The organism is Myroides sp. LoEW2-1 (assembly GCF_009767705.1).
Classification (GTDB): Bacteria; Bacteroidota; Bacteroidia; order Flavobacteriales; family Flavobacteriaceae; genus Flavobacterium; species Flavobacterium album_A.
On the sequence record NZ_WSPP01000343.1, the window covers coordinates 1 to 3,239 of the forward strand.

The following is a 3,239-nucleotide window of genomic DNA, read 5'->3' on the forward strand; positions in this document are numbered from 1 at the left end:
ATAGAGAGTCATACAGTGTTTTTTATTAATAAAAACATTGTATGACTTTTTGCTATTTATTACTAAAATCATATATTTAGGAGCTTAAAAAAATATAACATAAAAAAATCACAACTAAAATATGAGTTATTATAAAATAGAGAATTTAGAACAATACTTTAAACACTATAAAAAATCCGTACGAGAACCTCGTAAATTTTGGGGTAAAATAGCAGAAGAAAACTTTGTTTGGTATCAAGTATGGGACAAAGTATTTGAGTTCGATATGGAAGAATCAAAATTTCAATGGTTTGTCAATGGTAAGCTAAATATTGTCAAAAACTGTATTGATCGTCATTTAGCAAAAAGAGGTGAGAAGCCAGCGATACTATTCGAACCTAATAATCCAGAAGAACAATCTGAAACGATCACCTATAATGACTTATATAATAGAGTGTGTAAAATGGCCAATGTTCTAAAAGAACAAGGAGTTAAAAAGGGAGATAGAGTATGTATCTATTTGCCGATGATTCCAGAGTTGGCAATCTCTATGTTAGCCTGTGCTCGTATTGGGGCTATACACAGTGTTATATTTGCAGGATTTTCTTCTTCTGCTGTATCTAAGCGTATTAACGACGCTGAATGTAAATTCGTAATCACCTCAGATGGAAGCTACAGAGGTAGTAAAACGATACCTTTAAAACCAATTATAGACGAAGCCTTAGAATCTTGTCCAGGTGTAGAGAAAGTTCTTTTAGTAAAAAGAACCGGAGCTGAAATAGCTTTTAAAGAGGGTAGAGATATGTGGTTGGCACCACTTTTAGAAGAAGCATCAATTAATCACGTTGCACAAGTAATGGATGCAGAAGATCCTTTGTTCATTCTTTACACTTCTGGATCTACAGGATCGCCTAAAGGCATGGTACACACTACAGCAGGATATATGGTACAAACTGCTTATTCATTTAAAAACATCTTTGATTACAAAGATGAGGATATATTTTGGTGTACAGCAGACTGTGGGTGGATTACAGGACATTCATATATAATCTATGGACCATTGCTAAACGGTGCAACAACAGTGATGTTTGAAGGAGTTCCTTCTTACCCAACTCCAAGTAGATTCTGGGATATTATAGACAAATATAAAGTAACCCAGTTCTATACAGCACCTACGGCTATTCGTTCATTAATGACAGAAGATTACAGTTATGTAAATTCTCATGATCTTTCAAGTCTTAGAGTTATAGGTTCAGTAGGAGAACCAATTAACGAGGAAGCTTGGCACTGGTATAATGACCATGTAGGAAAGAAAAGATGTCCTATTGTAGATACGTGGTGGCAAACAGAGACAGGAAGTATCTTAGTATCTCCACTGCCATTTATTACACCTACAAAACCTACCTATGCAACTTTGCCACTACCTGGTATACAAGCAGTGTTAATGGATGAGAAAAGAAATGAGATTGAAGATAATCAAGTGGATGGCTCGTTGTGTATTAAATTTCCATGGCCTTCGATGGCACGTACTATTTGGGGAGATCACGAAAGATATAAAGAAACTTACTTTAGTAAATTCCCTGGAAAGTACTTCACAGGTGATGGTGCATTAAGAGATGAAGTTGGATATTACAGAATCACTGGACGTGCTGATGATGTTGTTATTGTATCTGGTCACAACTTAGGTACAGCACCAATTGAAGATGCAATTAATGAACATCCAGCTGTTGCAGAAAGTGCTGTAGTAGGATATAAACATGATATAAAAGGAAATGCTCTTTATGGATTCATCACTTTAAAAGTAGAAGGGGAGACCAGAGATAGAGAGAATTTAACAAGAGAAATTAATCAGTATATCTCAAGTCACATTGGACCTATTGCTAAATTAGATAAAATCCAATTTGTAGAGAGTTTACCTAAAACGCGTTCGGGTAAGATTATGAGAAGAATACTTCGTTCTATTTCTAATGGAGAAACTAAAGAATTTGGAGATGTATCAACATTAATTAATCCAGAAGTTATTCAAAAAATAATAGATAGTAAAAAGTAAATATAAAAAAGCCCTAAGTAATGAACTTAGGGCTTTTTTATGATAATTAAACTCAAACATTAATTCAATTAGATCAAAATAACTAATATTGATACGATTACCAATGCTAAACCTATGAGGTTTTGCTTTGATAGTTTTTCTTTAAACCCAAAATAACCTATTAGCGTTCCCAGTATAATTACTCCAAAGTTCATCCCTGCAAAAACAGTAGTAGGACTTTGAGCGAAAACTTGATGTGCTTTCATATAGAACAAGATATTGATAAAATTGAGTACTCCCAATAAAATACCGTATACTAATGTATTCTTATTCACTGTAAACAAAGAATTTCTTTTGTAAATAGTAATAATAAAATAATAAAGTAAAGTGAGTATTAACGCGCTAAAGAAGACATAAAACAAAGAACTTGTATAAGGAACTTCACTATAAAGTGCTAACTGCTTAAATAAAATATCAATTACTCCAAATCCTATAAAAGTTAATAGAGGAAAAATAATATTCTTTTTATTTTCTGACAATGTTTCAGAAACCGAATTAGGTCTTTGCAATATTAAGTAAACAGAAGCCAATCCTATAAATAAAGCAATATAGCGCTGGGTAGAAATCTGTTCTTTAAAAATAAAAATTGCTGCAAGAATTGGTATAAACAATGACATTCTTTGAGCTATATCAGTTCGTATTATACCAGAATAAAAAATAGATAAGTATTGAACTACAAAAATAGTTGGCAATAATAAACCTAAAAGAATAATAGTTAAAATTGGTAGATTTAAAGAAAGCTGATTAAGTTCTACATTAAAATTAAAATATGATAGCAAGACAGTTATAATATAATTTAGTAAAACCATTTGCATTATATTTGCATTTGTCTTCTTGCTGAATTTGAATAAGATACCTACAGAAACACTTCCTAAGATACTCAATATTAGGTATAACATGAGTTTTTAAATTAAATTCATCAAATTTAGCATTATTCATTACAAATTATAGTATAATCTACCTATTAAAATTAAATTGCAATTTTTACGATAATACATATTATGTAAAATAGACTTTTGAGAATACTCCTGACTTCAACTTCTTTCATTTAAAAATATTAAATATCTTAGCAACTTAAAGCTTTTAAACTATGACTAAAAAAGAAAAAGTTCAATTCGTTATTGATACTTTAGATGCTATATATCCTGAAATCCCTGTACCATTAGATCAC

At 31.3% G+C, this 3,239-nt stretch carries 2 protein-coding genes and 1 pseudogene; 2 read left to right on the forward strand and 1 reads right to left on the reverse strand.

Translation table 11 applies throughout. The annotated features are described in order from the left end of the window. Positions 1-121: 121 nt before the first annotated feature. On the forward strand, positions 122-2,029 hold the full coding sequence (gene acs, locus GOQ24_RS15685; protein ID WP_155091488.1) for an acetate--CoA ligase: 1,908 nt from the start codon (positions 122-124) through the stop codon (positions 2,027-2,029). A gap of 68 nt (positions 2,030-2,097) precedes the next feature. Here the strand turns inward: acs and GOQ24_RS15690 are convergent, their stop codons facing one another. Then, positions 2,098-2,967 (reverse strand): EamA/RhaT family transporter, encoded by an 870-nt coding sequence (locus GOQ24_RS15690; RefSeq protein ID WP_155091489.1) that lies wholly within the window; start codon positions 2,965-2,967, stop codon positions 2,098-2,100. 191 nt (positions 2,968-3,158) lie between these two features. Between GOQ24_RS15690 and GOQ24_RS16745 the strand changes: the two are divergent. Then, a pseudogene (locus GOQ24_RS16745) lies at positions 3,159-3,239 on the forward strand (endonuclease III); the annotation flags it as partial.

Coding starts and splice junctions, on each gene's coding strand:
- acs (WP_155091488.1), top strand. CDS start 122: ATGAGTTATTATAAAATAGAGAATTTAGAACAATACTTTAAACACTAT.
- GOQ24_RS15690 (WP_155091489.1), bottom strand. CDS start 2,967: ATGTTATACCTAATATTGAGTATCTTAGGAAGTGTTTCTGTAGGTATC.